Raw genomic sequence first — 25,750 nt, 5'->3', positions numbered from 1 at the left:
TAAATCACAGGGGGAATAAATATGTCCATATTGCGACTGGTGTCGAATGCCGACGGGCCCATAAACAGCCGCTGTATTCAATCTGTTGATTTGGAGATAAACAATTCCGGGGAAGTTCCCTTTGAAATGCTGATCCACGGGTATGGCATTGAGGGACTATTTTATATCGGCCTGATCCATACGGGGGCGGATGAGTGGGTTGGTGTTCACGATATTATGACTAACTATTCACCGTTTGAGCTAGTACTTGTTACCAACATTAATAACCTGGCGCATACGGGTGTTGTTTTCAAGATAAAGAATCAGGGCGTGTTGATTGCTGAGTACACACAGGAGGACACGATGAGAGAAAACTAAATGGCTGCAGGACGGGAGGAGGAGTCAATGAAGGTCTTATTTGTATTTTACGTGCCGAGCGGCGGGATGGATACGATCAATCGTTTACGCTGCCATGAACTGAGGAATTATGGAATCGAGGCTTCCTGTTTGTATTATTTCTGGGGGGCGGGCATGCAGAACAGGGCGGATTTTCCGATCTATATTACAAATGATGACGCGGAAATCAAACAAATACTGGATGCGGGCGGTTATGACGTGATCGTAGTTACGACAGATCATGAGAGCTTCCCGCGTTTCCGCCAACTTGGGTATACCGGCAAGCTGGTGCTTGAAATTCAGGGTTACGGGCCACAAGAGGTAGCCCGAAGCAAGCTGACCGAGGCCGTTCCCTATGTGAATGCTTACGCATCCGCCTTAATGAACCCCAGCACACCGCATATCACTGCTTTATTCCAGGAACTGTTTCCGCATATCCCCTGCTATATCATTCCTAACAGTATTAATTCGGAGACGTTTACCTATCGCCAAACGACTAAGCTTTCCAACCCGGTCATCGCCTGGCTGGGAAGGATAGACGATAATAAAAACTGGCGGGAATTTTTGTATATCGGCCATCAACTAACGCATTTTGTGCCCGATTTGCAGCTGTGGATGTTTGAGGATCCCAATCTTGGTGACCCCGATCAACGCCAGCAGTTTTTAAAAGTTGTGGACGACTTGCAGTTGGGCTCCCGGCTAACCATGCACGCTAATATTCCGAATCACGAAATGCAGTACTATTATTCTTCGATTGGAGATTCGGGCGGATTTATGTGCTCAACTTCGAAAGTGGAGGGTGGGCCACTATCGGTATTGGAAGCGATGAGCTGCAGATGCCCTATTTTAGCATCCAATTCCGATGGAGTAACGATCACCATCAAGCATAATGTTACAGGAAAGAACTATAATCTGGGAAATGTTCACCAGGCTGTCAGTGAGGGATTGAACCTCATGCAAGATGTTGAACTGAGGGAGAGCATTAGGGATGCTGCACAGCACTTAGTTAAGACAGAATTTACTCCGTATAGGTATAGCGTAAGTTTCATGGATATGTTGAACAACATCTAGAATTTAAAACGGCCATCGACTTGATGATTTAAATCATGTATAAGCACAAATAAATAAGGGCTTGCCGTTGTAACGGTAAGCCCTTATTTTGTTATGCTGCGCTGGTTTCGATAAGGTTGATTCCCTGGCATCGCTGCTAATTCACCCCGCTAAGTGGCTGGATGATGCTCATATCAGGAATTTTATAATCTATAGAATTAGCTTGAAGTGATCTAAGAATTGGATTCCATATTTCTTCTTCAAAAGGAGGGAGTTCCGGTAATGAAAATATGGAAGCGAGTGTGAGCGGTGGATCATCTTTTGTCTTGTTTTTTTTCTTGTTTTTAATAGATAAGCTCCTTAGCATGTACCTCCATTTTTTGCGCTTCAGTCTTTGATAAAGTTTTTTTTGGCGGATTCGCTTCATGGCTGTTTTTTTCTTAGCAGTCTTCTTCTTTTCAGGAAGCGTACTTTTCTTTTTCTTCTGAGTAATAGGCGCCTTCTTCTTTGACTGCTCCATTTTCCATCTCCTCCTTCTGATGTGTTTTGATGTTGCAGATCATGATCTGGAGCAATTTCGTTACCTTGATCGAGATGCTTGCTGCGTGCGAGTTCATACAACTCATGTAGGCGGGAGGTCAATGCAGGTAAAGACCAGTATATTTCTCCTTGTTCTCTGGCTTGATTTGCGACGGAAAGGAACATTGCGGGGTTCTCTAAAGCAGATCGCAGTAAATTATATAACTGATCGCTATCTCCACTCCGAAATACAAATCCATTTGACGCACTTTTTATCATTTCAGGAATGCCACCGGCATTAGAAGTGATAATCGGTTTACCAGCAACTTGGGCTTCAATAATGGCGAAAGGCTGGTTGTCCTGGATGCTCGGGAGGACAATGAGGTCTGCTTGGTGTAACAATTCCGGGATATCATCACGCTTCCCCAAAAAGGTGACGTGGTCCGTGAGACCAAGCTCTTGTACGGCTCGCTTTAATTTATCGCGGAGTGATCCGTCACCAACTAGCCAGCAAACCCAGTCTGTGCGTTCTTCCTTCAGCTTAGATAGAGCATGAAGCAGATAGATGTGCCCTTTTACAGCATCGAAGCGTGCAGGACACATAAACACTTTTTTTGCGGTAGGTTTCGGTATGGTGGCTACACGCATCATGTTTTGTTGAAATTCATCCACATCTATACCGTAGGGGCTAACCACAACATGGTGTTCGGGAACAGAAAATTCTTGAACCAATATATCTTTGAGCCATTGTGATGGAGTAATGGTTACATCGCTAACGGTTGCACCCAGATATTCGCGCAAGGAGCAATAGCGCCATAGGGGAGAGCTTTGATCCTGCTCGGGCAATCCCATTTCCGTCCATTCAACAAACACTTCCTTGGCGAGACATCCGTGAATTGTCGTTACTAAGGGGGTATGTGGCGGTTTAACACGTGACATTGCATGGGCGCTCACGATGTCCTGCGCGTGAATCAGATCGTATTCGGCCAAACCGAAATACATGATAGCGGCTTCCAAGCAGTATCGATCGATCTCGGATTGCTTAATCCATGGATGAATTCCTGGTAAATGCTGATCCATATACTGGTGTGTCTGGTCGGCGATCAAGGATTGCAGCCTTCCTCTTTCTATATACAAGTCTTTATTGGAGATCCGAAATCCCAGACCGTCTGGCGTCGGGGAGAAGATATCAGTGGTATGCCCCGCGCGTTGTAATGCTTTGGTCAGTTGATTGACATATGTGTTCACGCCACCGGCATTAGGCAGCGCCCAACTGCAGGCGATTAATATTCTCATCTGTTCATCTCCCGATTGACTAATCTGTCGTCCCCATATCATATGAGCTGTTCATACCATTGCTCACGTACATATACCCATTTGCCCCGCAGCAAATTTACGTTTTCATCGGGAGGTACGCCTGCATCATTTAAAGAAGCGGCCACCAATCTCCAGCACCCATGACAGACACGGAGATAATAATTATGTAAAAATAAAATGATCCGGACGCCTGTATTTCAGACGCCCGGATCCTATTTCTATAATGGTCTGTTTGAGGAAGTCCTCCCCATTGCAAATACGATCAGAATCCTTGCTGCGACCGCTGCTCCGGATAAATCCGATAGTAGTACAATATTTCAGGCAGGTTCTCAACCGAATAACCCCTAAGCACATATCTTGTAATAAAATATACATCCTCGGTCGTTGTCTCCGTTCCTGCCGGATAACGCTCCAACCCGCCAAGCAGATCGAACAAGGAGCCGCGCATCATCAGCGCGCCATGGCATACACAATGACCGCCTGACAAGTAAATGCCGGCAATATTCTCATAACCATACTTTACGAAGTCGGTGACAAACTGCTGCTCAAAGTTTCCATCTACGAAGCAGGCTATTCCTGATCCACAAAGACAGAAGTTTGTATTTGCCTGTAAAAATGCGACCTGTTTTGCGATCCGCTCCGGGTGCGAGAGGTCATCGGCCGCCATTGTGGCAATAAACTCACCTCTTGCTAAAAAATAGCCTGTGGTAAACGCACCGGAAAAGCCGATATTATAAGGCAGCGGATGATAGACAAATCTGTTTTCTCTTATTACGGGATGATTTCTATGCTTCTGCACCCATTGTTGAATGATTAGGTCTGTATTATCTGTAGAACCGTCATTGACGACAACAATTTCAATAAAAGGGTAGGTTTGATGAATCAGGCTATCCAGTGTTTCCTCGATATGTCGAGAAGCATTATACGCACCTACTACAATACTGGCCAGGTTAGGAATTCTTTGGAATTTCACGTAATTGACCTCCTTTATTTAACGTGGCTGAAAGCCACAAGCGTATCAATGATATACTGCTGCTGATCATCGGTAAGAAAGGGATGCACGGGAAGTGCGAGCGCATGCTCGGCTGCCTTTTCAGAAACAGGGAAGTCACCGACTTTATACCCTAAAGAGGAGAATGCTTGCTGTAAATGAAGCGGACATGGATAATAGCGGGCAGTAGTAATTCCATGCTGATCCATGTGGAGTAATAATTTGTCTGGATCCGGAACCTGTATGACGTATAAATGATAGACATGGCTGCAAGCTGAATCGCAGTATGGTAGAATCACGTCGTTCAACTGCACGAGTTGATTCGTGTAGCGCTGTGCCAGTTCCTGGCGGCGTTTCGTCCATTCGCTTAATTTTTGCATTTTGATTCTCAGCATCAAGGCCTGAATCTCATCCAGCCGGCTGTTAAGTCCCACGGCCTCGTGATAATATTTCAGCTTTCCCATCCCGTGGAAAGCGAGTACCCGGATACGATCAGCTATTTCGTCATCATTACTCGTAACCATGCCTCCGTCTCCGAAGCCGCCTAGATTTTTAGTGGGATAAAAGGAGAGGCAAGCCGCATGGCCTAAGCTGCCTACCTGTTTGCCTTTATATTCTGCACCTATAGCCTGACATGCATCTTCAATAATAATCAGAGAATACCGATGTGCCAGTTCGGCAAAGGCGTCCATATCTGCTGGCTGCCCGAATAGGTGGACGGGGATGATCGCTTTGGTACGCACCGTTATCTTTGCTTCCGCGTGTGCTGGGGAAAGGTTATACGTTCGCTCATCGATGTCGGCAAAAACAGGCGTTGCTCCTACGCGTACAATAGCTTCGGCTGTCGCAAAGAATGTAAAGGGGGAAGTAATCACTTCGTCTCCAGGTCCGATCCCGTTTGCCAATAAGGTGAGGATGAGAGAGTCCGTTCCATTGGCCGTCGATACGGCATGTTTCGTTCCAGTAAGCAGCGCCATCTCCGCTTCAAACCGTTTCACCTCAGGTCCTGCGACAAAAATACCTTTATCCAGAACCTCGGACAATGCATCAAGAATATGCTCATTTTGTAAGACCCGATATTCGGATTGTGGGTCAAATAAAGGAATGGGTTGCATGGGTAGAGACTCTCCTTCCAAGTCACTTAGCCGCGACGCCTTTGACAGTCTTTCCGTCCGTAACGTCCTTCGTTACGACTGCCCCTGCACCGATAACCGCATTTTCTCCGATAACGATACCTGGCAGCAGCGTCGCATTATTGCCGATTCTAGCTCCTTTCTTAATATGTGGCCCTTTCAGAGGGACCTTTGTAGGCTCCATGTACTTATCATTCGAAGTAGAAACTTCCGGACCAATAAAAACGTTGTCTTCGATGATCATGTCCGCGGTAATATACGCCCCGGTCTGGATGACACATTGATTTCCGATTTCTGTCCGGCATTCCACTTTCGCATTGCGCCCTACTACTGTAGAATGGCCAATGTTCGTTTGTTCCCTGATACTGGCCAAGTCGCCGACCATGACGTCTTCCCCTAGGTGACTGCCTGCATAAATAACGGTTCCGTTGCCTATGCTTGATCCTCTGCCGATGACCAGCCCTGTTTGATCTGTGATCTGGTGAATGACTTTGGAGTTTTTGAAGGGTTGACAACCTAGGAAGCTGCCGTTTCCGATAGATACGTCATCTCCAATGACTGTGTTTTGAAGGATGACGGAGTTATGGCCAATCCGGACCCGGTCTCCAATCGTGACTCCCGATTCAATAACGATATGATGGCCGAGTACGACATCATTGCCGATCGTCGCGTTCGTCGAAATCACGTTCGTCGAATCATCGTTTCGCTCACTCATCTGGATTCCTCCGCTTGTAAAATCTTCTTCGTGATTTCCCCTGTGATTTCCATGACCAGAAGTCCACCTTCACCGGGTACGTTGGGCTGCGTCCCTTTTTTGATGCATGTAATAAAATCAAGCAGCTGCAGCCATAAGGGCTCCTGTATGGGAACGGCAATTTTTTCAACGATATTTTGTTGGGCGTAATTCATGTTTAACGAGGTTTGATAAAAGCGAGTCGATCGGGTAATAAGCACCTGTTTATCCAATAAGTCGGCTTGAATGAAAGCAGTTTTGGTCACAATTCGAATGGTTCGAATCTTCTCCTCTGTAATATAACTCGCCGTTACCTGTGCGATGATCCCATTGTCCATTCGAAGGAGCGCCGCCGCATGGCGAATGATGCCATGATCGACATATCCGACAGCCTGGGTTGCCTCGGTTCTTGTCTTAAACAGATGGTTCATAATGTAAATATCGTGAATCATCAGATCATCGACAACATTGACGTTTTGCCATCTGGCTTCGAATGGACTCATGCGGTGAACGTCTACCGCAACGACCTCTTCCTGCTCAATGATTTGACGCAATACCCGAATGACGGGATTATACAGTTCGATATGCCCGACTTGCAGCTTCACGCCGGCCTCAGCAGCTCGCTTAATTAAATCCGTACCTTCCTTCATATTTTGAGCGAGCGGTTTTTCCATCAGCATGTGAACACCTTTGGCTATACATGCCAGGCCGACTTGGTAATGATGAAAAGTGGGAACTGCAATCGACACCGCGTCGACCTGCCCAAGAAGCTCATCCAAACTTTTGAAGGCCATTGTCTGGTACTTAGCGGAGATGTGCTGTGCCCGCTTTTGATCAGCGTCATATATCCCGATCAGTTCGCAGTCATTTGGCAACGCAGTATATACTCGAACGTGATTTTCACCCATGACTCCTGCACCAATGACACCTACCCTCATGGTTTATTCTCCTCTTTCTACGATTTCACGGCATAAATAGATAAAGTCATACCACTTCTTGCATACTTCTTGGGGTGAAAATCGTTTACTATCATTTATAGCCTTTATCGAGAGGCTATCACGGTAGGCCGCGCTGGAAATAACTTCGTGAAGAGCGGTGGCGTATTTCTCCAGCGCCTCAGGCAGCCACCAATATGGAGGCGAGCCCCAATTGACGTCGAAAATCAAGCGCTGACTAGGTGCGGTATGATAGATGGCGCCCATTGCGGCTGCAATAACCGGTACACCACAAGACATAGCCTCCGCAATCTGATTGGAGAAGGTTTCGCTTTTACTTCCGCATACGAGAACGTGCCAGCGGCTAATGATGTCTGCCATTTGGTCATGAGGCACATTCGTTCGAATTAATAAATTCGGAGGATGATCATTTAACCAGCCCTCTTGATTCGTTGGTGGGGGAGCCATAATCATCTCGAACCGGATATGCGGGAACCGGCGTGCGAGGAATGGCATTACTTCCGGTCCTTTCAGCAAGCCATTCAAATCGTGACCGATCCAGCCAACTATAATCTCGTTACCTTTTGGCCTGGGGTAAAAAATCTCACTGTCAACCATGTTGGGAATGATATGAATGAGATGCTCAGGGTAATTTAAATCCTTCATATATTGCTTCTGAAATTCCGAATACACGACCAGCGGAACATAGCGTTCTACTGGCCGGTGCTGGTCGAAATTAGGGCCTGTGCTCCAGTATCTTCCCTTATAAACCTGAAAATCCTCGGTATAGTTTTGTACATAATGGTTCCACCAGCCAATATCCTGTTTACCGACAATCAAGGCGTTATTCGGGTAGATCGGAAATTGTCCCGGATTTGGGGCAAATCCGATCTGTATATCAGGCGGACAATAATAAGGAAGCCATTTGGCTCTCATATTGGCTTCTGTGAATGGCCCCGACATGGCTGAGGCGTGGAAATTATCCATAACAAACTTGAAATGAAACATGATGCGTCCCTCCTTCATCGGTGTATCCCAAGCTCCTGCCGGTACCATTCGATCGTGCGTTCTAACCCGAGATCAATACCGACTTGCGGATCATATCCCAGTATCCCTTTGGATCGAGTTAAATCCGGTTTGCGCGCTGGCATATCCTCATACCCGGGTCCATATGCCTCATCATAAGGCTTAATCAAAATCTCCGACGTGGACCCGGTCATCCGAATCACGAGCTCGGCTAACTGCTTGATCGTAATCGATTGTTCAGAACCAATATTGAAAATGAGGCCATCGGCCTTAGAGCTTAATGCCTGCACTGTCCCCTGCACCGTATCGTCAATAAACGTAAAGCATCGGGATTGTGACCCATCTCCATAAACCTCTAGTGGCCGGCCTTCCAAGGCAGCCATAATAAAACGTGGTACGACCATGCCATATTGGGAATTCGTTTGACCGGGGCCATAGGCATTAAAATAACGCAGAATCGTAACCGGGAGGCCTTTCTGAGAATAGCCTAAGCACATGTGTTCATCTAACGATTTAGCAGTCGCATAACACCACCGATGAATGGACGTTGATCCATAAACACGATCCGAATCTTCACGAAACGGCAGATCACGATTCTTGCCGTATACTTCAGAGGTTGAGGCAAAGATAACCTTTCTCCCCATTTCATAAGCGAGCTCCAGTACGTTTCTTGTACCGTCTATGTTGCCTTCTATAACTTTCAGCGGATTTTCCACCGTGTTCTTAACGCCAAGTACTGCGGATAAGTGAAAAACAACATCTGTTTGTTGGATCAGTGTTTTCATGAGATCACGGTTCAAGACGGTACCCTCAATAAAGCGATGATTCGGGTGATGCAAAACCTCGTTAAGGAATGTAAGAGAGCCGGTAGACAGATTATCAAGTGACCACACCCTGTGATTCATGGACAGCAATTTCTTCACCAGGTTGGATCCAATGAATCCTGCGCCGCCTGTAACTAAAATATCCATAAGGTACACCCCTTGTAATCAAGATCCCTTCCTTTAGAGCTGAATGAATTGCGAAGGTCTGGACAGGCCGCCTCATAACAAGGTGAATGCTAGACTATCGAGGCCTATGGTTCGTTTGGCATAATTTGTTACTGCTTTGTTGAATGAACGGAAGGTTGATATCATGTTTTTGTGGTTTGTCACAGCTGACACAACTCCGTTAGTGCTCAAGAAACAACAGGACCAGGATACCGGGATATCCAACGCCAATGATGGCGATCCTTTTTCACGTTGTCATCTCCTTTTGTGTTAAACTTTGACATATCTTACGGTCACCCGTGTAAGAAAGTACTGGTCAATAATCTAAATTCCCAATAAATGGTAGAGTATCTTGATGTCTAGAAGAGTGAGAGAAGAAAAGCTGCGTTATGAAACGAGACTGGGTTATCTTCTAGATCTCAGAAGAATGGATAGGGGGTTATACTCTCTTCCAAGATGGGCTATTGCAGTACATTCGTTGACAGCGAGGATGCACTCAAGTCTATGGCAGAACATTGACGGGATCGGAATTTACAATGTACAACTGTGAGATAGGTAATCTGAAGAGGAAGGGAGTGGGTCTTTTTCTGTAATTATCTTTCTTAACTTAGAACGTGGGATTTAGGGGGCGCTGGACCCGTTAAGGCCGTCTGTAGGCTGAGGAAAACTCCCTTTCTTAGAGTAGAATGATATTTTTGCGATCCGTTATATTTCTAGTGGCGTTACGTGTGTCAACTACGATAGGGGTGTGCGCCACTAAGGTCTCATAAGGGATATTGGAATGATCCGTTAAAATGAGCGTGCAATCGAAGTGTTTCATGTTTCGGGCTGTGAGCTCAATCGAATGAAGTCTGGTTTCTCCGACTTTCAGTTCATCGACATAAGGATCAAAATATTCTACTTGGGCTCCAGATGCTATAAGCTGCTCTATGATATGAATGGCAACCGACTCTCGGATATCATTCACATCTTTTTTATACGTGACGCCGATAACAAGGATATGACTCCCAGGAAGCTCTTTTGGAAGCAGAGCCTTTGTAACCCGTTCTACAATATATCCAGGCATATCCTTGTTTACCTGATGGCTAAGCTCAATGAAGGGCAAATCGTTGTCGTGTTCTCTTGCCTTCCATAATAAATACAGGGGATCGACGGGAATGCAGTGTCCACCCACCCCTGGACCAGGGTAATACTTCGTAAAACCATATGGTTTTGTTCCGGCAGCCTCAATGGCCTCCCAAAGGCTAATGTCCAGTTTCTCGCACAATCTCAGTAAACTGTTCATAAACGAGATGTTTACGTAACGCTGACAGTTCTCCAAAATTTTTGTCATTTCAGCAACCCTTGGTGAGGATACCACAACGATTTGATCAAATACCGCTCCATACACTTGTTTGGCAAAAGTTGTACATGATGGGGTGACGCCCCCTACAACCTTAGGGATTTTCTCCAACTCCCATTTTGATCCGGGGTCGATTCGCTCTGGCGAATAAGCGAGTGAAATATCTCTTCCTACCAGAAATCCGGTTGACTCCAGAATAGGTTTAATTCGCTCCTCGCTTGTTCCTGGGAAAGTGGAGCTTTCGAGCACGACGAGCTGGCCTCTCCGGAGATACGGAAGCGAGCTTTGCAGTGCCCCGATGATATACTTCAAATCAGGCTGATCGTCATCGCCAAGCGGTGTTGGAACGCAAATAATGATAACATCAACTTTCTCGATCACATCAAACGAACTGCCGATATGGAATCGATTTTTACTGAACAGTTCCCGGATGTCGCCTTTCTCATAATCCGAAAGATAGGGTTGTCGTTTGTGCAACATATTAATCTTTCGTTCATCTACATCGATCCCATATACAATGTGTCCTTTCTCAAGAAATAACCGGGCCAATGGTAATCCGACATATCCCAGCCCGATTACGCCGATTTTATACTTTGGAATATCCTCCATTATTCTTCCAACTCCCTTTGATCGATCTCCTAGCATAGTACGCGGAATAACTAAAACTGCGTTAGTTGATTGTCCAAATTAGCAAAAATAGTGGAGTATCACGAATTTTCATAGATTCCGGGACAAATGATTTTCGTTTAAGGACGGGGTTGAACTAACGTTGAAGGCGTTCATAATGCGACAAGGGCAGCGAAATCCGGATCTAACCGCTCGGCCTGTCCGTTCAGGTCCGAATTTTCTGGGAGGGAGAGACATGCTAACGAGTAGGTAGACGTCTTGAATGGCTATAAATTTAAACATATGTAATGCTAGATCGATACGGCTATGTAGACATGTGCCCTGAACCCGCTCTTGGTCATTTTACGAGGGACTTAGTTATAAATAGATCAGATAAGTAAAACATCCGCCCTAAGGGACGGATGTATTTGAAAGGGGATCAGCGGAAGAGTTTAGTTTTAAGAGTACTAGTTCCGGATACTTTTCCCTGGACCAAGGACCAGATGAGAACGAACCGTTCTCCCCGCTCGTTTGTCCATTTATTCAGCTCGTAAATTCCGCTACAAGTTATCAGCGAAATTTCGATACGTCTCTTGAAGCCCCTGTTCCAGCGAATAGACGGGTTTCCAAAGCAGCTTTCGCTGAATCGCTTGATTCGATAAGCAGCTGTGGCGGATGTCTCCTGGCTTGTCGGGGCCGTGCTGCACATTCATTTCCCGGGAATGAAACTTGCGGAGGAACGACACCAAATCGTTAACCGTAGCCGCTTTTCCGGTGCTGACATGCAGCGTCAAATCCTCAGGATGGCTGCTTGCCGCGATCAGAGCTTCGACAACATCCTTGACATAAATAAAGTCCCGCGTCTGATTTCCGTCGCCGTTGACAATCAGCTGCCGGTCATGGTGGATCCGGTCCATAAAGATGGCCACGACGCCGCCTTCTCCCTTCGCGGTCTGACCCGGTCCGTACACGTTGGCGAAGCGGAGAATAGCATGGGACAATCCGAATAAGGACGTGTATAAACGAATGTACTGCTCGCCGGCCAGCTTGGAAAGGCCATAGAAGGAGATCGGATGCGTTGGGTCGTTTTCTGTCATGATGTCCTTCTGCAGGTTACCGTATACACCTGATGTGGAAGCAAAAATGACCTTGCGGACCTTTGCTTCCCTGCAGGCGTTCAGTATGTTAAGCGTGCCCCCAATGTTAATGTCCATATCCAGGAAAGGAACCCGTATCGATTGCTGCACATCCGCCTGCGCAGCCAGATGGACAACGGCATCCGGCTGAATGGAAACAATCATCTTATAGGCATCCGGGCTTCGAATATCAAGCGTATGAAGAACCGCCTCGGGGGGGACTTTTTCGGCTCGGCCCGTGGACAGATTATCAATCACATGCACCTGCGAACCAAGAGACGCAAGACGACGGACAAGATGCGAACCGATAAATCCCGCGCCGCCTGTCACGACAACCGTATTCATGCATCTACCTCCTGTGTGTTAGGTCATGATCTATCGTATGTGGAGGAGAAACGTTCGGTATTAGGCGATCCAATCATTTCCGCGGCTGATGCAAAGATCTCGGGCGGGATGGGTAAAATGAAGGCAAGGAAGGGTAAAACCGAATGCCTTCAAGCAAATGGGGGATGAGCCATGCACGTTAAGAAGTGGTTAGGAGCGGCTGGGTGCCTGCTTTTGGTCGTTATTGTCGCAACACTCATAGCGGATCGTGAAGCGAACCCTCCGGATCCGGCCCGGGAAACAATGGCTGCAAATGGAGAGCAGATCCAGGAGTCGACAGGGATATTCAAATGGAAAGATAAAGAGGTACGGAGTGTGGAGTGGGAAGGGAGAAATCAATCCTGGATTTTACAGCGAGAACCGGCTGCGACGGAAGAGAGCATGTTAGGGAGCGGATGGCTGCTTAATGGAAGCGAACTCCCTGTAAGTCAAGCGGAATCCAGGCTTCAAAAGCTCCGCGAGTTGGGGAAAGACGGGGGTACCCGCCGCGCTTCGACTTTAAGCCATGAAGTGATCGTTGGTACCATTACGGTTACTTTAAGCGGATTAAAAAAGGAACCGGAAGTTTACCTCATCGCGGTCGAGTCGGATCGCCCCGAACAGGTATGGATCCTGCGCAGCGGCGATCCTTTAGCTTATTTGGTATCCAAGGATGCATATTTGGAACTTGAGCAGCTGCAGTAGCACCGGCTCCCGCCATGCCAAAACCTTTCAGCATACCGGATCATGCGGGTGGTCATCCTAAATGGTGTTATTAATACACCTATTAGAGATGGAGGATGAACTCATGCTACGATCCAAAGCGATTAGTCTTTCGGTATCAGCAGCCCTGCTCGTGAGCATGGCCGGCGTTGCCGGTTGTACGACGAAGGAGCCTGCAAATACGAACATCCGCACCAAAAACGTCATTGACGGCAACGGCAGAACGGGCCGAATCGGCGTGAATTCCCTACGGGAAAACGGCTTGATCAGTCCGAAAGGCTACACATACAATACAAACAGCACGAATAACGGCAACGCAGCGACCACCCATAACTTGACGAATGCCCAATTGTCGCAAAAGCTGTCCGATAAAGTGGCGGCCATGAAGGAAGTTAAATCCGCCAACGTTCTCGTGGCCGGCGATACCGCCTACGTTGCCGTGTCCCTGCGGGATACCGCAAGCAATACCGGCGGAAACACGGGCGGTAACATGGGAGCAAAAAGCTTCGGCGGTACCCACAACATGATGAACGGAAGCAGCTTTAACAATGCCGGAACGGCCAATGGAAGCAGCTTTAACAACCGTTCGAAATCGGGAACGGTTCGTAACGGCGTACGCGGTACCGCTCCAAATGCCGCTGCAGCACAACACAACATCCGCAACTATTCGTCCAAAGGGGCCAGCATTACGGGGAACAATGGCTACAATATGACGACCTACGGTACGGCAGGCACGACGGATAACGGAGTCGGCACGTACAGAGGCATGGGTGCAGGCGGATACAGCGATTACCGCAATGACACGATCACGTCCGACATCAAAGACCGGATTGCCAATACGATCAAGAGCACCGATAACACAATCAAAAATGTCTATGTATCTGCAAATCCGGGCTTTGTCCAAGGATTGTCCAACTTTGCGGCGCAGACACAAGGGGGCCATCCGATCAAAGGGCTCATGTCCGACCTGTCGACGATGGTGGAGCGAATCTTCCCAATGAATGCCGGGAATGGCAACCGTACTACCAATTACAATGCCCCTGTTCACCATTTTGATACGACCAATCGGTAAAATTGCCGACAAAAAGGGGCTGCCATAAGCTTGTTATGGACAGCCCCTTATACATAATCCGTTTTTTAAAATGCCTTACGTCCTTTAACCCAAACGCCTTGAATATCCAGCTGATTATCCAGCAGCAAAACGTCTGCCTGCTTGCCGATTTCGATCGTGCCGGTGCGGTCTTCGATCCGCAGCCGTTTGGCCGGGTTGAAGCTGGCGGCGAGGGACGCCTCTTCGATCGACAGGCCCACGTTGTTGATGAGGTAGCGGAAGCCTTTAATCATCGTCAAGGTACTTCCGGCAAGACTGTCCCGCTGACCCTTCAAGGTAGCGATTCCGTCATGCACCTCAACCGGAAGGTCGCCGATCATGTATTCCCCGTCCCCGAGTCCGGCTGCCGACATGGCGTCCGTAATCAGGAGCAGATTGTTATCCTGCTTCAACCGGGCCAGGATGGAGATGCAGGCCGGGTGCACATGGATGCCGTCGGCGATGATTTCCGCGTGGATGCGCGGATCGCTCAGCACCGCCCCTGCGGTTCCGGGTTTGCGGTGGTGCAGCGGCGTCATTGCGTTAAAGGTATGCACGCCTTGGCGCAGACCAGCTTCCACGGCCGCTTCCACCTCATCGTACGTCGCATCCGTATGGCCCAGCGCGGCGTTGATACCGTGCTCGGTCATCCAGGCGATCGCGTTCAGCGCGCCTTCGCGCTCAGGCGCCAGCGTCACCTGGCGAACGAGACCCGGATACGCAGCTTCCCATTCTTCCAGCCATTCTACATTCGGCAGGACGATATGCTCCGGATTTTGCGCTCCCGGCCATTTCGGGCTGATAAAAGGCCCTTCCAAATGAACGCCCTCCACGGTTGCGTAAGGCATGTCATGCTGCGTATACTCGTGAACCTCCTTGAGGACGCGGTCGATCGCCGCCTTTGGCGCGGTCATGGTCGTCGGAAGAATCGAGGTGGTTCCCTGTGAGCAGTGGAAGGCGGTAATGGTATCCAGCACTTCCTTGTTTGAATCCATAAAGTCCTGGCCGTTGCCTCCATGCACGTGGACATCAATAAAGCCGGGAACGATGTATCCGTCCGATTTGTATTGACTTGCGGCCGAGTCCGTCCAGCGCTGCGGCAGATCGCGGGCAAGCCCCGCATAGACGATCTTGCCGTCCTGGATGGCGACGGCTCCTTCTTCCAATACCCCTGTCCGCGTTACGACCTTGCCGTACAAGAGCTGTACGTTTTCTTCACTCATCCTAACAACCTCCCTGCACCTTGATCCAGCAGCACCACGACGTTCGGATGGCATTGCAGCAGCGATGCCGGGCACTGCGTCGTAATCGGTCCTTTCAGCGCGCGCTTCACGATCTCAGCCTTGTCTTCGCCACGAACGAGCAGCAGAATCTGCTTGGCCTTTAGAATGCTGCCGACCCCCATGGTAATCGCGTGCTTAGGCACATCGTCCAGCGATGGGAAGAAGCGTGCGTTCGCCGTGCGGGTTTTTTCCTGAAGCTCAGCCACGTGCGTTCCGCCGTCCAGGCTGTCATCGGGCTCGTTGAACCCGATATGCCCGTTGTGGCCGATGCCGAGAATTTGCAGGTCCACCGGACCGTTCTGCTCGAGCATGGCGTCGTACTTGACGCATTCTTCCTCCAGATCGGCGGCGTTGCCGTTTGGAACATGCGTATTTTCGAGCTGAATATCGATATGGTTGAACAGCTTCTCGTTCATAAAGGTACGGTAGCTCTCCGAATGGCCCTCAGGCAGGCCGACGTACTCGTCCAGATTATAGCTGGATGCTTTCGCAAAGCTGACCAGGCCCTGCTGGTACATTTCGATAAGCCGTCCATAAATTCCTACCGGGGTGCTGCCTGTAGCCAGGCCGAGTACCGCTCTCGGTTTGGTATGCAGCAGGCTGGCGATCAGGCTGGCCCCGGTGGCGTTAAAATCAGCTTCGTTTTTAAACGTATAAATGTTCATGCTTGAAAATGACCTCCTCTGGATTTTCGGTAATTCTGTACGTTATGGTAGGACTGCTCCAGCTTGGGAACATACTGTCCGAACTGCTCGCTGTTCATCCCCATAAACAGGATGTCGACGAGATGGAGCTGGGCGATGCGCGAAGCCATGTCTCCCCGGCGCATTCCTTTTTCCAGGGAAGAGGCAAACAAAGGAATATCGGCCATGGCAGCCAGGGTATTGCTGCTGTATGACGTCAGCGAAATGGTCGCTGCCCCGCTGTCTTTGGCGCAGGCCAGCGCATCGATCGTTTCGAGCGTTTCCCCAGAATAGGAGATGGCGACCGCCACATCCCGGCCCGACAGCGTCGAGGCGGAAGTAATCTGCATATGTGAATCAGCGAAGGCGGTACAGTTCTTACCGATCCGGATCAGCTTCTGGTAGAAATCTTGGGCGACGATCGACGAGGTGGCTACCCCGTACAAGTCGATCCGATCGGCGGCGCAGAGCAGGCGGATCGCCTGGGCCAGACGCTCCATGTCGAGCAGGGACGTCGTGTCGCGGATGGAGGCCAGATGATTCGCTTCCATGGCCTCTACGATTTGGGATAACGGATTGTTGGCCACGATATCCTGATAGGAAGACATGCCGCTCCGCTCCTGCATTTCGGTATGGGCGATTTCGGCGGACAGCTTCACCTTTAGATCCGGGTAGCCCTTGAGATGGAACGCTTTGCAGAACCGGGTCACGGTGGCGGGACTGGTTCCGCACTGCTCGGCCAGCTCCTTGATCCCCATGTGAACGACTTCGGAAGGGGAGGAGAGGATAAAATCGGCGATCCGGCGCTCCTGCTGGGACAGGCGTTCCTGTTCCTGCGCCAAGGCGTGTAATATAGGTGCCAATCGCAAGCCTCCTTGGATAAAACGATTGATGCTGCAGATCATGAAAATAATTTTAATGATTGATTCGATATATGAGAAAATAATTTTTGTTTCATCCCCATCATAGGCCATTTGTCTTACGTTTACAAGGGGCGGGAATGTTAAATTTCTGTAAAAGGGAAAACGCAAAAAACCGGACTTCTTAGAGTCCGGTTTTTATAAGAGATTTATGCGCGTGCCTTGGATCGCTGCGTATTCCGCAGTTCCACGCGAATCAGCTGCCATAGCACGAAAGCAAGCACGACCATCTGCGGAATGAACGTTTCCCAGGTCGGATACATGCCAAGCCAGGATACGGACGGCAGCCAGGTTTCCGAATGGGCGGGAATGCGACCCGAGACCTGGAGCGAATGGATGCTGTCGCCGAGGAAACGGAAAACCAGGTAGTAGATCAGCACCGTCGCCGCCAGGAAAAAGCCGCGCAGAGGCAGGCGGGCGCTGAGCACGATAATCGCGTAAGCGAGCACGGCCAGAACGGCAAAGGCGCCGGCGATTCCAAGGATCAGCTGCCCCATGTCAATGGAGGAGGCCATCCCGGCATAGAAAATGGTCGTTTCCGCGCCTTCACGCAGGACGGCTAGACCGGCCAGCACGAAAAGAGACCACAGGCTTCCTCGGGCCAGCGCCTGATCCATCTGGCTGCCCACGTATTTGTTCCAGGCGGCCGTGTTTGACTTGCTGTGCAGCCATTGCCCGACGGTCAGCATCATCACCACGGCCACCAGACCGGTGATGCCTTCGATCAGCTCGCGGGCGCTGCCTGAAGCCGCTTTGGAGATGGAGAAGGTGAGCACGACTGCGAGCAGGAGGCTGAGGACGAGGCCTGACCCGGCTCCGCCCCAAATCCATTTCTGGCCGCGCGTATTTCCGCTTCGCTTCAAATAAGACAGCAGGGCGGACAGCACGAGAATAGCCTCCAAGCCTTCACGGAGCAGAATCAGTGCGGCATCCCAAGCGGTATATTTGTGATCGACCGCAAGCGGGGTGAGGGAGGACTTCATCGCGTCCATGACCTTTACGGCTTCATCCAGTTTGGGAGGACTGGAGAGCAGGTAGCCGGAAACGGCCGACATTTTATTTTCAATATCCTTATAAAGGTCCGGCGCGGATACCCGCACCTCGCCCTCGACCGCCGGCCAGATGGAAATGAACTTCGTCATCTGGTCCGCCGCTTCGCTGCTGCGGCCGGCCAGCGCATCCTGGCGTGCGGTTTCGAGGATGCCCAGCACGTCGGATAGCCGGTAATTTCCGTCACTACCGGAATCAGCGGCAGCGATTTTTCCTTCGGTATAACCGGTCATCAGCGTAACAAGCTTCTGCATTTCCTGCACGGCCTGCTCTTCGCGTACCGGCTCAGCCTGGAGGGCGATCCGCACGAGGCTGATTCCGGTTTCAAGCTGTCCGTAGACCGTAAAGTTATCGCTGCGGATCGGCGTTTCTGCCGTCGGCCAGGCATCCACGATTGACTGATAGCTTCGCTTGGCCGCGCCCCAGTCCCCCGCCTGCATGGCCTTCAAGCTGTCCTGCGCCAGAGGCAGCAGCTTCTTGGCCGATTCCACGCCGCTTATGGCCGCGCCAGTAGATCCGCCTGGGCTCTCGGCTGCGGTGACGTATGCGTTGACCGCCTTGGCCAGTGCGGACAGCGCGGTTTTTGCCTCCGGTCCGCCGCTTGCAAGCTTGCTCTGCGCGTCTTGAAGCGCAGCGTCGACGGCCGCGGTCAAGCCGGCACGATCCGTGTCCCCGGCTTTGACCGGCTCCCAGAGTTGTTTGAATTGGTTCAGATCCTCGCTCGCTTTGGTCCATTCCTGCTGGCCCGCTTCAACCAGGGCGCTGCCTACAGAAGGCAGAAGGGAGTCCAGGGCGGAATTCCCTTCCGCTTCGGCGTGCGGGGCCAAGATGCTCATGAGGAGCATCGCAAGGGTCAGCAGGACGCCGATCAGCGGGCGGTTCCATCGTCCGGTACGAGGCGTAAGGTTGCTTCGCAGCATGGTGAAGTCTCCTTTATGTCAATTCTGCTAGAGTTTGATATCTACGGGCTAGAGCAGCGTCTCTCCGATATAGCCTCCCGAAGAGGCGCCGGGGAAGCAGGCGAACACCGCGCTCCCGACATGCTGAATATATTCGTTCAGCCGGTCGCTCTTCGCAAGCTTCTGCTGCAGGGGGATGAACTGCTTCTGCAGGTCGCGCTGGAAGCAGATAAAGAGCAGTCCGGCATCCAGCTGGCCGGTCTTGGCGTCCATGCCCCCCGAATAAGAATAGGACCGGCGGAGGATCTGTACGGAGCCGTCTCCACGGGCGAGCGCCATATGCGAATTGGCCGGAATAGCCGGCGATCCGTCAGGCCCTTTGGCGGACAGGTCGACCTTGTCGAACTCGTGCTGTCCGCCAAGCGGTGCGCCGCTGGCCCGGTACCGTCCGAACGTCTCCTCCTGATCCTTCAGGGAGGATCGGTCCCACACCTCGATCCGCATCCGGATCCGGCGCACCGCCATGTAGCTGCCGCCGGCCATCCAGGCTGCGCCGCCTTCTGCCCCGGCCCAAACGACCCGGTTCATCTGCTCGCTGCTTGTCGCATCCGGATTGGCCGTGCCGTCCTTGAAGCCGAGCAGATTCCGCGGGGTTCCGCCTGCGGGGTCGGCGCTGCCGGTGCGCTGGAAGCCCTCCTGGGTCCAGCGGAGCACGGCCGTGCCGCGGGCAATGCGCGCCAGATTGCGGATGGCGTGAAACGCCACCTGCAGGTCGTCCGCGCAGGCCTGAACGGCCAAATCGCCGCCGCACCAGCGGGCGTCCAGCTGATCCCCGTTAAAGGCCGGGAGATCGCTGAAATTCGCCGGCCGCTTGGAGGCGAGCCCGAAGCGCGAATCAAACAGGGACGGCCCCGCGCCGAACGTCAGGGTCAGCCGGGAAGGCGAAAGACCTGCCGACTCTCCGGTATCCACCGGCGGCAGGTTGTGATTGGCGCTCTCTTCCCCGAGCATGGAGCCTTCGGTCATGGCCGCCGCTGCGGCGGTCCAGGCTTGAAACAGCTTCTTCAGCTCCTGCGCATCGGTCGTGGTCACGTCGAAAGCGGCGAAGTATATGAAGTTTTGCGAAGGGGTGATAATGCCGGCCTGATGCTTCCCGTAGAACGGGATGCGGTCTTCGGTGTCAGGATGGCCGGCAACAGCTGCCGCAGTCTTCCGCTCTTTCGCGGCGAAGAGGCCGCCCATACCGGCGCCCCCGATGATCAGTCCCAGGCCGCCGGTGCCCGCCAGCCGCAACAAGTCGCGGCGGGACAGCGGCTTTTTCAAAATCGACGAATCTTTGGTTTCCTCATGCTCACGGTTTGACATGCTTTACACTCCAAGCAGGGTGCCCATATTCGACAGCGGCTCCGCCAGGGCATCCAGGTTTTGGCTGAGCTTGCGGACTTCGTCCTCTTTCAGCTCGGTGTAGCTGACGTATCCGTCGCCTTTCTTGTAGGCGTCCAGCTCTTTCTTGAGCGCATCGAATCGCTCTCCGATCTGCTTTTCTAGATCCGGGTCCTTTTTGGCCAGATCGGGTTTCAGGATTTCGTAAATCTTGGCGGCGCCTTCCACATTGGCCGCAAAATCGTACAAGTCCGTATGGGAGTACAGCTCTTCCTCGCCGGTTACCTTGGAGGAAGACACTTCGTTCAGCAGCTCAACCGCTCCGGTTACCATCAGGCTGGCGTCAATATCGACCGTCTCCACCTTGGCACGCAGCAGCTGCGCGTCCTGCAGAAGCCGGTCGGCAAAGGCTTCCTGGCCTTTGGTCGTCTTATCCTCCCACAGTCCCTTCTCGATCCGGTGAAATCCGCGCCATTCGGCGGCATCCACATCGTTTACGCGGGCGTCAATGTCGGGATCCAGATTGCCAAGCGCCTCGGCAATCGGTTCGATCCGCTCGTAATAGGAACGGGCCGGGGCGTACAGGGCCTTCGCTTCCTCGAGCTTGCCGGCTTTCACCGCTTCGGTGAATTTTTCCGTTTGCTTCACGAATTGATCGCACTGCTCCACCGCGAAAGTGCGGTAGGATTCCACGGCTGCGCTGAAATCGGTCGTCTGCGCCGCAGCTGAATCGGTACCGGCGCTTTGCGCCGATGTGCCGGTATTAGCGGCTGACGTCTCAGTCTTCGTCTCGCTGGCAGCAGGATCCGCGCTTTCTTTCTCCGAGCAGCCTGCGAAGAGCAGGGAGGAGAGGATAATACCGGCGGGAATGATCGTATGTAACTTCAAGTTCAAAGCATCTCCTTTTTTAAGATTATAGAATGTATACATTTTCAGCGGCGCTGAATGTTTCTGTAACCACAAGAAAAATTTCCTCTATTTCCTATAGAAGAAACGGGGAAAGATCAATTTGATAATGATTCTCAATTTCATTGATAGCAACATCATAATGAGTTACCGACAATGTGTCAACTGCCATTTTAAAATGACGAAATCTTTCCGGTTGTAAGCCCTTACAAGGCAGGTGCCTAATTTTTACGCTTAACGACACCAAAGCCCGGTGCCTTACATAATATGAGTTGACTGTATCCCTTTACCTTGTTATACCATACAAACCCGAGCAAGGAGGGGTGACACCATTGAAGGGGAACGATCATAAGAGCAAATTTTTGTTGACTCATCGTGAGCGCGAAGTATTTGAACTGCTCGTTCAGGACAAAACGACACGCGATATCGCCGGTCAGTTATTTATCAGCGAGAAGACGGTCCGGAACCATATTTCCAATGTGATGCAGAAATTAAACGTCAAAGGCCGTTCTCAGGCCGTTGTCGAGCTGATCAAGCTTGGGGAATTAAAAATCTGATCGAAGCCTCTCTTGCGACCTTGGCCTTCTGCAGGATGTCTTCCTTGACGGGAAGGCATGGCGGGAGGTTCTTTATTTTGTTCACTTTCCATCCTATGCGGGGATTTCGTAACATGAGAAAGGGTACCCTGTCGGGCACCCTTTGCAGATGGTTACTGTCTGATGATAAGAATGTCTTGCGGCGGTCTGCCTGTGCTTTGGATTTGGGAAATTTCGGCGTTCGTCAGGTTGCGTCCAACGAGGATGAAAGAAGACGTGACGTTGTTAAAGTTGAAATTGCCCAGGTTGGCTACATTTTGGCTGCCACGGAACACGCGGAAAGATCCCTGGAAATTAATCCGTGAGAACAAAACAAGCGTAACTTGATTGCTCTGCACCGTATTTCTGAGACGGAAGCTGGAGAGAAGATTGTCGAAGCGGAAAGCTCCAAGGTCGCGAACCGCAACTCCACCGCGTCTGAACAAGATTCTGCGGCCCGTAAAGTTAATGCCGGACCAAAGGGCAAGACGTACATCGCTGTTTGCCAAATATATCACTCCTTTTCTTAAGATTGATATATTCTATGCCGGCTTCACAAATCGGTATCGGACAGATGATAGCGTGCAAAAGTTTGATTTTCATAGATTTATATACGATGAGCACGCGGGGGAGCGTGAAGCACCTCAGTTAAGGAAAAAAACGCTATACCCAAACTTTATCGCTTCATCCATGGGATTGCATGAGATAATGAGCGAGGCAAACCAATACCATTTTTTGGAGGAATACATATTGTCCAACTATACGATTCGCCGTTTTGGCAGGGAGGATTTTCAAGCGGCCGCGGCGCTGTTGAGCCTGATCTGGTCGGAACCCGTCACCGCCAAGCAGCTGCAGGACGAAGAGGAGAGCATTCCGCCGGGCCAGCTTCATTACGACGAAGAGGGGCGGCTGATGGGCTGGGATCGCCCGAAATGGGTGGCGGTGAACGGGGAGGGAGAGGTCATCGGTTACGCCATCGCCTGGCGTGCGCCATGGAACGAACCCGGCAGCCTCCAAGTTACTCTTGTCGTCCATCCGGATGAACGCGGCCGCGGAGCTGGCAGGGCTCTGTACCGGGAAGTGCGCGAGTGGGCACGCCTAGTTAAGGCTTCCCGTCTCGTTTGTTTTATGAGGGAGAATGACGGGGCCTCGCTGGCGTTTGCGGAGCGCCGGGGCTACCTGATGGAACGCCACACCTTTGAATCTGTGCTGGACCTGTCGTCTTTTACCGACCAAGCTTTGCTGCCAAGCGTTAGCAGCGCCGAGTCATCCGGCATTATGTTCGTGACGCTGAGGGATGAGCCTGGAGAGGCACAGGAGCGGAAGCTTCATGAGCTGTACAGAATCGCCCATCAGGACATTCCGGGATACAACGAGGATTTCCCCTGGTTTGAGGAATGGAAGAAATGGAATATTAACATGGCCGGCGTGCGGCCGGAGTATGTACATATCGCCAAGGACGGGGACCGCTATGTCGGCGTCGTGACCTTGCAGCAGAACGAACAAACCCAGGCGATGTATCACCAGTTTACCGGTGTGCTTCCGGAGTATAGGGGCCGGCGGATCGGGCTGGCGCTGAAGCTGTTGGCCATACAAACCGCACGCGCTGCCGGTGTGCCTTATTTGCGAACCCACAACGATTCGCTGAACGGTCCCATGCTTCGCATCAACCGCGATCTGTTGGGGTTCCAGGCGGTACCCGGAAACTTCAAAATGGTCTGTTCTCTGGAAAAGGGGCGGTCATAAAAACAGCAGCATAAACAACCCGATCACGATAAAAATCGAGCCGAGCACGATCGCAAGGAAGCCGCGGATCTTTTGGAGTTCAAGGTAGGATTCGCTGGGCTCCGCTTCTTCTTCTGTCTTCCAGCTTTCATTGATCCGCCTTCCCTTTTCCGGGTTCCGGCGGGTCATGATGCCGCCTCCAATCAAGATCAGCCCAAAGATGATCAGAACGAGGTCCATATCCATCAGCTCCTTTCTATATAGAACGTCTGAATGGAGCCTGCGGTTCCAGAACATCGGTAATGTGCAAATGAATATCATTTTCCGCAATTCATGAGAAATCCCGGGAAATGAAACATGCTAGGATAGAATGAACTAAAGAAATGAATGTTATAGGGCAACTGTCGGGCCGTTATTACAGGAAGTTCGATGCAACTTTAGTTCAATCTATATAGGATAATGGCAGAATCAACGAATCCTTTAAAACTTGGAGGAGGATACCCGTGGATACGAAAAACACAGCACTTCCGCAAATCGTTTCGGAACAAGAGTGGGTGGACGCGCGCGACAAGCTGCTCGTCAAAGAAAAGGAGCTTACCCGCGCGCTGGACGCGCTGGCCGCAGAGCGCCGCAGGCTGCCGATGGTACGGATCGGCAAAGATTATATGTTCGAGGGACCAGGTGGTCCAGCGCGACTGCTTGATCTTTTTGACGGACGCCGCCAGCTCGTGGTGTACCACTTCATGATGGCTCCGAGTGCCAGTCAAGGCTGCACAGGCTGCTCCTCTTTTGTCGACAACATCGGCCACCTTGCCCACCTGAATGCCCGTGATACGACCTTTATTCTCGTCTCCCCCGCGCCCCTGTCTCAGATCCAGCCGTTCAAAGACCGGATGGGCTGGAATGTACCTTGGTTCTCTTCGAACGGGAACGAATTCAACAATGACATGGGTGCTGGGGACGGATTCGGCTTAAGCGTTTTTCTCCGTGATGGAGATGAGGTATTCCGCACCTATTTCACGGCCTCCCGCGGCGTCGATCGGATCCGCGTGGACTTCAATTTGCTCGACCTGACACCCTTTGGCCGCCAAGAAACGTGGGAGGATTCGCCTGAAGGATGGCCGCAAACCCAGCCTTACATCTGGTGGCGTCTGCATGACGACTATCGTTAATCCGTTTTGACGACACGCGATGCCGCTCCGCATTTGGTTATGAATCAATGCTTCGTTTGGTGGCGATAGCGGAGGGGTCCACGAGTACCCATCCCAACTCAAGGTTACCACCGTCAGTTTCTTACCCGAGTTCTTTTCCAAAAATGAAGGCAGCCTCTTTCTCCGACACGGAGAGAAGGGCTGCCTTGTGCTGTCTGCTGATCCGAGATCAGGCCAGCTTCTTCAGCATGGCGTTGATCATGCCGGCATGCGATGCCTCATGATTAATGTTCATGACCAGCAGCTCGTCGATCGTCTCGGCTTTGGCAAAGTTGTCGGCTTTGGCGACTGGCTGGTTTAGGTCGTCACCGAGCTGCTCTTGGAACACGCGAATCTGCTCGGTGAGCTGCGAAATCAGGGTATCCCACGTCGGTGCCTCGCCCTGCCAATCCGCCGGTTTCGTCCCCGAAGCAAAATAAGGTCGGTATTCGGCCGGAATGACGCCATCCTTGCCGCTGTACTGGAGCACGAGCATGTCGGATATGACCAGCAAATGCCCGAGGTGCCAGTGGATATTGTTGTTGAATCCGTCGGGGACGATATCCCGCTTGGATTCAGGCAGCGCGGACACCTTGTTGATGATGCCCGTGCGCACGCGCTCGATTTGGCCGAACAAATAAGCATTTCTCATTATTGTACCTCCGTCGTTCTCCGATTATGATGTAACAGTAGTTATTGTAAATCTGCCAGGCCAGGGAGGCAACCCGGGCGAACGTCCCGGAGTCTACCCCAGCGGGAACCTCTGCAGAGCATGTGTTGGAAGAGCTGAGGGTCCGCAAACCATAGA

26 protein-coding genes are annotated in these 25,750 nt (G+C 51.2%); 7 read left to right on the top strand and 19 right to left on the bottom strand.

What is annotated here, in order from left to right; translation table 11 throughout:
• Positions 1 to 21: 21 nt before the first annotated feature.
• Together GCU45_RS08810 and GCU45_RS08805 are read left to right on the top strand one after the other, a co-directional pair.
• On the top strand, positions 22 to 357 hold the full coding sequence (locus GCU45_RS08810; protein WP_152398667.1) for a hypothetical protein: 336 nt from the start codon (positions 22 to 24) through the stop codon (positions 355 to 357).
• Between the two features lie 27 nt (positions 358 to 384).
• Positions 385 to 1,446, top strand: coding sequence for a glycosyltransferase family 4 protein (locus tag GCU45_RS08805; RefSeq protein WP_145948637.1), 1,062 nt, complete (start codon positions 385 to 387; stop codon positions 1,444 to 1,446).
• 136 nt (positions 1,447 to 1,582) lie between these two features.
• Here GCU45_RS08805 and GCU45_RS08800 read toward each other — a convergent pair whose 3' ends face one another.
• The 10 genes from GCU45_RS08800 to GCU45_RS08755 form a co-directional block, all read right to left on the bottom strand.
• Positions 1,583 to 1,945 carry a hypothetical protein gene (locus GCU45_RS08800; protein WP_152398666.1) on the bottom strand — a complete coding sequence of 121 codons (363 nt, stop codon included), beginning with the start codon at positions 1,943 to 1,945 and terminating at the stop codon, positions 1,583 to 1,585.
• Complete coding sequence (locus tag GCU45_RS08795) at positions 1,849 to 3,240, bottom strand: glycosyltransferase family 4 protein (RefSeq protein WP_167527100.1); 1,392 nt, start codon at positions 3,238 to 3,240, stop codon at positions 1,849 to 1,851. The genes GCU45_RS08800 and GCU45_RS08795 overlap by 97 nt, the downstream gene beginning before the upstream one ends.
• Positions 3,241 to 3,523: 283 nt before the next feature.
• Positions 3,524 to 4,234: a glycosyltransferase family 2 protein gene (locus tag GCU45_RS08790; RefSeq protein WP_167527099.1), complete on the bottom strand. Its 711-nt coding sequence runs from the start codon at positions 4,232 to 4,234 to the stop codon at positions 3,524 to 3,526.
• A gap of 14 nt (positions 4,235 to 4,248) precedes the next feature.
• Positions 4,249 to 5,367 (bottom strand): DegT/DnrJ/EryC1/StrS family aminotransferase, encoded by a 1,119-nt coding sequence (locus GCU45_RS08785; protein WP_152398663.1) that lies wholly within the window; start codon positions 5,365 to 5,367, stop codon positions 4,249 to 4,251.
• 22 nt (positions 5,368 to 5,389) lie between these two features.
• Positions 5,390 to 6,100 (bottom strand): N-acetyltransferase, encoded by a 711-nt coding sequence (locus tag GCU45_RS08780; RefSeq protein ID WP_244364480.1) that lies wholly within the window; start codon positions 6,098 to 6,100, stop codon positions 5,390 to 5,392.
• Entirely contained in the window at positions 6,097 to 7,056 is a 960-nt protein-coding gene (locus GCU45_RS08775) for a Gfo/Idh/MocA family protein (RefSeq protein ID WP_152398662.1), read from the bottom strand. Before GCU45_RS08775 ends, GCU45_RS08780 begins: the two co-directional genes overlap by 4 nt.
• Before the next feature lie 3 nt (positions 7,057 to 7,059).
• Entirely contained in the window at positions 7,060 to 8,061 is a 1,002-nt protein-coding gene (locus GCU45_RS08770) for a glycosyltransferase family 4 protein (RefSeq protein WP_167527098.1), read from the bottom strand.
• 14 nt (positions 8,062 to 8,075) lie between these two features.
• Positions 8,076 to 9,050 (bottom strand): NAD-dependent epimerase/dehydratase family protein, encoded by a 975-nt coding sequence (locus GCU45_RS08765; protein WP_152398660.1) that lies wholly within the window; start codon positions 9,048 to 9,050, stop codon positions 8,076 to 8,078.
• 694 nt (positions 9,051 to 9,744) lie between these two features.
• Positions 9,745 to 11,019, bottom strand: coding sequence for a nucleotide sugar dehydrogenase (locus tag GCU45_RS08760; protein ID WP_152398659.1), 1,275 nt, complete (start codon positions 11,017 to 11,019; stop codon positions 9,745 to 9,747).
• 557 nt (positions 11,020 to 11,576) lie between these two features.
• Entirely contained in the window at positions 11,577 to 12,497 is a 921-nt protein-coding gene (locus GCU45_RS08755) for an NAD-dependent epimerase/dehydratase family protein (protein WP_152398658.1), read from the bottom strand.
• Positions 12,498 to 12,668: 171 nt separating this feature from the next.
• Here GCU45_RS08755 and GCU45_RS08750 point away from each other — a divergent pair, with 171 nt between their 5' ends.
• Positions 12,669 to 13,220: a hypothetical protein gene (locus GCU45_RS08750; RefSeq protein WP_152398657.1), complete on the top strand. Its 552-nt coding sequence runs from the start codon at positions 12,669 to 12,671 to the stop codon at positions 13,218 to 13,220.
• 103 nt (positions 13,221 to 13,323) lie between these two features.
• A complete protein-coding gene (locus GCU45_RS08745; RefSeq protein WP_167527097.1) occupies positions 13,324 to 14,310 on the top strand; it encodes a YhcN/YlaJ family sporulation lipoprotein in 987 nt (328 codons plus the stop codon).
• A gap of 65 nt (positions 14,311 to 14,375) precedes the next feature.
• Here GCU45_RS08745 and nagA read toward each other — a convergent pair whose 3' ends face one another.
• The 6 genes from nagA to efeO form a co-directional block, all read right to left on the bottom strand.
• On the bottom strand, positions 14,376 to 15,551 hold the full coding sequence (gene nagA, locus GCU45_RS08740; protein WP_152398655.1) for an N-acetylglucosamine-6-phosphate deacetylase: 1,176 nt from the start codon (positions 15,549 to 15,551) through the stop codon (positions 14,376 to 14,378).
• Positions 15,548 to 16,276 (bottom strand): glucosamine-6-phosphate deaminase, encoded by a 729-nt coding sequence (gene nagB / locus GCU45_RS08735; protein ID WP_089548430.1) that lies wholly within the window; start codon positions 16,274 to 16,276, stop codon positions 15,548 to 15,550. Before nagB ends, nagA begins: the two co-directional genes overlap by 4 nt.
• Positions 16,273 to 17,157, bottom strand: a complete 885-nt coding sequence (locus GCU45_RS08730) for a MurR/RpiR family transcriptional regulator (protein ID WP_152398654.1) — start codon at positions 17,155 to 17,157, stop codon at positions 16,273 to 16,275. The genes nagB and GCU45_RS08730 overlap by 4 nt, the downstream gene beginning before the upstream one ends.
• A gap of 206 nt (positions 17,158 to 17,363) precedes the next feature.
• Positions 17,364 to 19,184, bottom strand: coding sequence for an FTR1 family iron permease (locus GCU45_RS08725; RefSeq protein WP_152398653.1), 1,821 nt, complete (start codon positions 19,182 to 19,184; stop codon positions 17,364 to 17,366).
• 48 nt (positions 19,185 to 19,232) lie between these two features.
• Positions 19,233 to 20,528 (bottom strand): iron uptake transporter deferrochelatase/peroxidase subunit, encoded by a 1,296-nt coding sequence (gene efeB / locus GCU45_RS08720; protein ID WP_152398652.1) that lies wholly within the window; start codon positions 20,526 to 20,528, stop codon positions 19,233 to 19,235.
• A 3-nt stretch (positions 20,529 to 20,531) separates the two neighbouring features.
• Positions 20,532 to 21,434: an iron uptake system protein EfeO gene (gene efeO, locus GCU45_RS08715; RefSeq protein ID WP_208837109.1), complete on the bottom strand. Its 903-nt coding sequence runs from the start codon at positions 21,432 to 21,434 to the stop codon at positions 20,532 to 20,534.
• A gap of 350 nt (positions 21,435 to 21,784) precedes the next feature.
• Between efeO and GCU45_RS08710 the strand changes: the two genes are divergently transcribed.
• Positions 21,785 to 22,009, top strand: a complete 225-nt coding sequence (locus GCU45_RS08710; RefSeq protein WP_036649309.1) for a helix-turn-helix domain-containing protein — start codon at positions 21,785 to 21,787, stop codon at positions 22,007 to 22,009.
• A gap of 152 nt (positions 22,010 to 22,161) precedes the next feature.
• Here GCU45_RS08710 and GCU45_RS08705 read toward each other — a convergent pair whose 3' ends face one another.
• The gene (locus tag GCU45_RS08705) at positions 22,162 to 22,536 is read right to left on the bottom strand and encodes a hypothetical protein (protein WP_105446116.1); all 375 of its coding nucleotides are present in this window, start codon (positions 22,534 to 22,536) and stop codon (positions 22,162 to 22,164) included.
• Between the two features lie 199 nt (positions 22,537 to 22,735).
• Here GCU45_RS08705 and GCU45_RS08700 point away from each other — a divergent pair, with 199 nt between their 5' ends.
• Positions 22,736 to 23,773: a GNAT family N-acetyltransferase gene (locus GCU45_RS08700; protein WP_167527096.1), complete on the top strand. Its 1,038-nt coding sequence runs from the start codon at positions 22,736 to 22,738 to the stop codon at positions 23,771 to 23,773.
• Here the strand turns inward: GCU45_RS08700 and GCU45_RS08695 are convergent.
• Complete coding sequence (locus GCU45_RS08695) at positions 23,768 to 23,992, bottom strand: DUF6199 family natural product biosynthesis protein (RefSeq protein WP_152398650.1); 225 nt, start codon at positions 23,990 to 23,992, stop codon at positions 23,768 to 23,770. The two genes, GCU45_RS08700 and GCU45_RS08695, sit on opposite strands and share 6 nt — an antisense overlap.
• Before the next feature lie 263 nt (positions 23,993 to 24,255).
• Here GCU45_RS08695 and GCU45_RS08690 point away from each other — a divergent pair, with 263 nt between their 5' ends.
• Entirely contained in the window at positions 24,256 to 24,924 is a 669-nt protein-coding gene (locus GCU45_RS08690; protein WP_152398649.1) for a DUF899 domain-containing protein, read from the top strand.
• Positions 24,925 to 25,132: 208 nt separating this feature from the next.
• Here the strand turns inward: GCU45_RS08690 and GCU45_RS08685 are convergent, their stop codons facing one another.
• A complete protein-coding gene (locus GCU45_RS08685) occupies positions 25,133 to 25,594 on the bottom strand; it encodes a DinB family protein (RefSeq protein ID WP_152398648.1) in 462 nt (153 codons plus the stop codon).
• Positions 25,595 to 25,750: the final 156 nt, after the last annotated feature.

Origin of the sequence: Paenibacillus cellulositrophicus (assembly GCF_009363095.1) — a bacterium.
In the GTDB taxonomy this organism is placed as follows: domain Bacteria; phylum Bacillota; class Bacilli; order Paenibacillales; family Paenibacillaceae; genus Paenibacillus_AQ; species Paenibacillus_AQ favisporus.
Note: the sequence above shows the minus strand (reverse complement) of the source record. Positions and strands in the feature narration are given on the sequence as shown.